Origin of the sequence: uncultured Slackia sp. (assembly GCF_934630525.1) — a bacterium.
Taxonomy (GTDB): domain Bacteria; phylum Actinomycetota; class Coriobacteriia; order Coriobacteriales; family Eggerthellaceae; genus Slackia.
On the sequence record NZ_CAKTVX010000020.1, the window covers coordinates 1 to 3,559 of the forward strand.

Below are 3,559 nucleotides of genomic sequence, written 5' to 3' on the forward strand. Positions count from 1 at the left end.
GCTGCGGCAGAGCCGCCCGAGGAGCCGCCCGGCACGCGCTCCAAATCCCACGGGTTGTGGGTGGGGCCGAAGGCGGAGGACTCGGTGGAGCTGCCGAAGGCGAACTCGTCCATGTTGAGCTTGCCTAAGGGGATGCAGCCCGCGTCGATTGCGCGCTGCACGCACGTGGCCGTGTAGGGGGACACGTAGTCCTCCAGCATGTGAGAGGCGCAGGTGGTGTGCGTGCCCTCCTGGTTCATGTTGTCCTTGAAGGCGCACGGAATGCCGGCGAGCGGCCCGAGTTCGTCGAAGGTGCCCGCGGCAATCGCAGCGTCGACGCGCTCGGCTGCGGCGAATGCGGCCTCTTCGGTGAGCTCGAGAAACGCGTGGATCTTTTCGTCGGCGGCCTTCACGTGCGCAAGTGCTGCCTCTGCGACCTCGCGTGCCGTGAAGTCGCCCGCGCGCAGGCCTGCCTGAATCTCGGCGATGCCCATGTCGGTGGTGAAGCCCATTAGCGATCGCCCCCTTCGCCCAAGATGGACGGGATGAGAAAGCTGCCGTCCTGTTGCTTGGGTGCGTTTTCCAGCGCGACTTCCTGCGTGAAGCTTTCGCGCTCGACGTCTTCGCGCATGACGTTCGAGAGGCTTCCAATCGGGTGGAAGGTGGGCTTAACGCCGTCGAGGTCGAATTCGGTGATGGGCTTCAAGGTGTCGATGATGTTGTTCAGGTCGGTTGTCATCTGAACAAGCTCATCGTCGGTCAGCCCGATGCGCGCGTAGGTGGCGATATCGCGCACATCGCGTTCGGTAAGATGTTGGGTCATGAAAGCGTCCTTTCGTGCATATCTCCGAAATGATAGCAAAGGACAGGCCCATTGCGGCTGTTAAGAACGCGAAGTCACCCGTTCTTAACAGCCGCGGCATTTGAGAGGCATTTGAGAATGCTCACGGTCTGACATCAGTCCATTGCGGCAAGCTTCAAAGCCCTGGTATACAATCAATAAGTATTCGCGAGATTCTTGGAATTGAGGAGCAGCAAGCATGGCAAGTAACGAGAAGCTCACGCTTTCTGAAACCGTCATTGACTATGTGAAAACATCCGACCTTGCACGCGATGCTGAGCACATTATCGTTTCGGCTCAATCTTTTTCCCGCAAGGCTGTGAATGTTGCGCTCGTTCAACGTAACTGGCTTCTAGGAAAGCGCATTGCCGAAGAAGAACTCCCCTCTTACGGGAAAGCAGAATATGGGTCGAAAATAGTACCTGAGCTGGCGGAATATTTGACCTCAAAATACGGTAAGGGATTCACGCGATCGAACCTATACCGTTATGTTCAGTTTTACAAAACCTATCCTGAGATTGTCGCGACGATGTCGCGACAATCTGGAAACGTTCTCTCGTGGTCTCATTATTTGGTGCTTCTTCGGGTGACCAGTAAGAAAGCTCGTGATTGGTACGAGCGAGAAGCTGCCGAACAGGGGTGGAGCGTGCGCACGCTCGATCGCAACGTAAGCACGCTCTATTACGATCGCCTGCTCATGTCGCAAAACAAAGAGCCGGTTGTTGCGGAAATGGAAGTGAAAACCACCGAGTACCAGGCCAATCGACTCGAATTCGTGAAGAATCCCGTTATAGCCGAATTCCTTGGCGTGCCGCAAGATAAAGACTATCTCGAGAGCGATCTGGAGGAGGCCATTATCATCAATCTGCAGAAGTTCCTAATGGAACTCGGGAAGGGGTACGCGTTCGTTGCGCGCCAGCAGCATATCAAGACCGATCTGGATGATTTTTATATTGACCTAGTTTTCTACAACTACATTTTGAAGTGTTTTGTATTGATTGACCTCAAAGCAAGCAAGATTACCCACCAAGACGTTGGCCAAATGGACATGTATGTGCGCATGTACGACGATTTGAAGCGAGGGAAGGATGACAACCCAACGCTGGGCATTGTTTTGTGTTCCGAGACGAGCGAAACAATCGCCAAGTACTCTGTCTTGCACGATAACAAGCAACTGTTTGCAACGAAGTACAAGCTTTGCCTTCCAAGCGAAGAAGAGCTGCGCGCGGAAATAGAGAACCAAAAGCTCATGTTTAAGCAACAGCATGGTTTAGACGGCGAGGCTTCCAACGAAAGCTAAAGACTTGAAATGCTCATTGCAAATGGCGGTCGAAGGCAAGCTGGTACCACAAGACGCCGCAGGGGCGCAGGTGATACATCCCGCGCGGCCGCGTCGCCGTCGGACATCGCGCGGATCTTGTTGCTGCCGCACGACGGACTTAGGTGCCGGTAGCGAATTGCCCACGCGATAAGCGGTGGGGCAACACTCTGCGACGGCGCTGCCCCACTTGGAATTCCCTATCGCTCGTAGTCCATGTCGCGGCTTTCCTTGAAGAAGAGAAGCGCTACGAGCGAGAGCACAGCCATGCCGGCGAGATAGAGGCCCACGGCGCCCAGGCCGAAGTTCATGACGAGCGCGCTTGCGATGGTCGGGGCGAACGCGCCGCCCACGATCGCGGCGAGATTGTAGGAAAGACCGGCGCCCGAGTAGCGCACGTTCGCGGGGAACAGCTCGGGCAGATACGACCCGCACGGGCCGAACACCGCGCCCATGCACACGAAGCCGACGCAGAGGAACGCCATGACGCCCGCAACGGTGCCGCTTCCGAGAAGCAGCGGGCTCACCAGGCCGAACACAAGCGTTGCCGCGGTTGCGACCACGAGCACCGGCTTGCGGCCGCGGCGGTCGGCGCAAAGGCATCCCACCACGATGAACGCGGCGAAGAAGAACACGGCGATAAGCTCGAAGCCGAGGTACTGCGGCTGAGAGAAGCCGAGCGTGGAGACGCCGTAAGAAAGCGACCAGGTGCCGAGCAGGTAGAACAGCGTGTAGGTGATGCTCACCGCGCAGGTGCCCAAAACGACGCGCTTCCAATGGTGGCGAAGGTCGAGCAGCGGGGTCTTCGAGACGCGATCTTCGGCGGCCGCCTTCTGGAAGACGGGCGTCTCGGCCATGCGCAGGCGCACGACGAGGCCGACGACGACGAGGAAGATGGAGAGCAAAAACGGGATGCGCCAGCCGAACGCGACCATCTGGTCGGTCGTGAGCACGGTGTCGAGCACGAGGTTCACGCCGTACGCGCAGAAAAACCCAATCGGCGCGCCGAGGTTCGGGAAGCTTCCGTAGAGCGCGCGCTTGCTTGCGGGCGCATTCTCGGTCGCCACGAGCGCGGCGCCCGACCACTCGCCCGCAAGGCCTACGCCCTGAAGCGCGCGGCAAACGCACAGAAGCACGACCGACGCGGGCCCGAGAACGTCATATCCCGGGAGCAGCCCCACGACAAACGTTGCGATGCCCATCATCATCAGCGCTGCGACCAGGGTTTTCTTGCGACCCAAACGATCGCCGAAGTGCCCGAACAGAAGCGAGCCGAACGGGCGCGCCAGAAAGGACACGGCGAAGGTGACGAAGGCGAGCAGCGTCGCCAGGACGGGGTTCGCCTTCGCGACGTCGGTGAAGAAGATGAGGCCGAAATAGCTCGCCGCCGCAATGGAATAGCAGTAGTTATCGTAGAACTC

At 58.3% G+C, this 3,559-nt stretch carries 4 protein-coding genes; 1 reads left to right on the forward strand and 3 read right to left on the reverse strand.

Annotated elements, in window-relative coordinates; all coding sequences use genetic code 11:
- The coding region (locus tag Q0D41_RS09995; RefSeq protein WP_294378818.1) for an amidase at nt 1-491 on the reverse strand (491 nt) is incomplete at its 3' end.
- Complete coding sequence (gene gatC / locus Q0D41_RS10000; RefSeq protein ID WP_294378822.1) at nt 491-802, reverse strand: Asp-tRNA(Asn)/Glu-tRNA(Gln) amidotransferase subunit GatC; 312 nt, start codon at nt 800-802, stop codon at nt 491-493. The genes Q0D41_RS09995 and gatC, both read right to left, overlap by 1 nt.
- A 217-nt stretch (nt 803-1,019) precedes the next feature.
- Between gatC and Q0D41_RS10005 the strand changes: the two genes are divergently transcribed.
- On the forward strand, nt 1,020-2,120 hold the full coding sequence (locus tag Q0D41_RS10005; RefSeq protein ID WP_294378825.1) for a YhcG family protein: 1,101 nt from the start codon (nt 1,020-1,022) through the stop codon (nt 2,118-2,120).
- A 218-nt stretch (nt 2,121-2,338) separates the two neighbouring features.
- On the opposite strand, the gene Q0D41_RS10010 is transcribed toward Q0D41_RS10005, so the two are convergent.
- Nucleotides 2,339-3,559 (reverse strand): MFS transporter (locus Q0D41_RS10010; protein ID WP_294378829.1); only part of this gene is annotated, 1,221 nt, incomplete at its 5' end.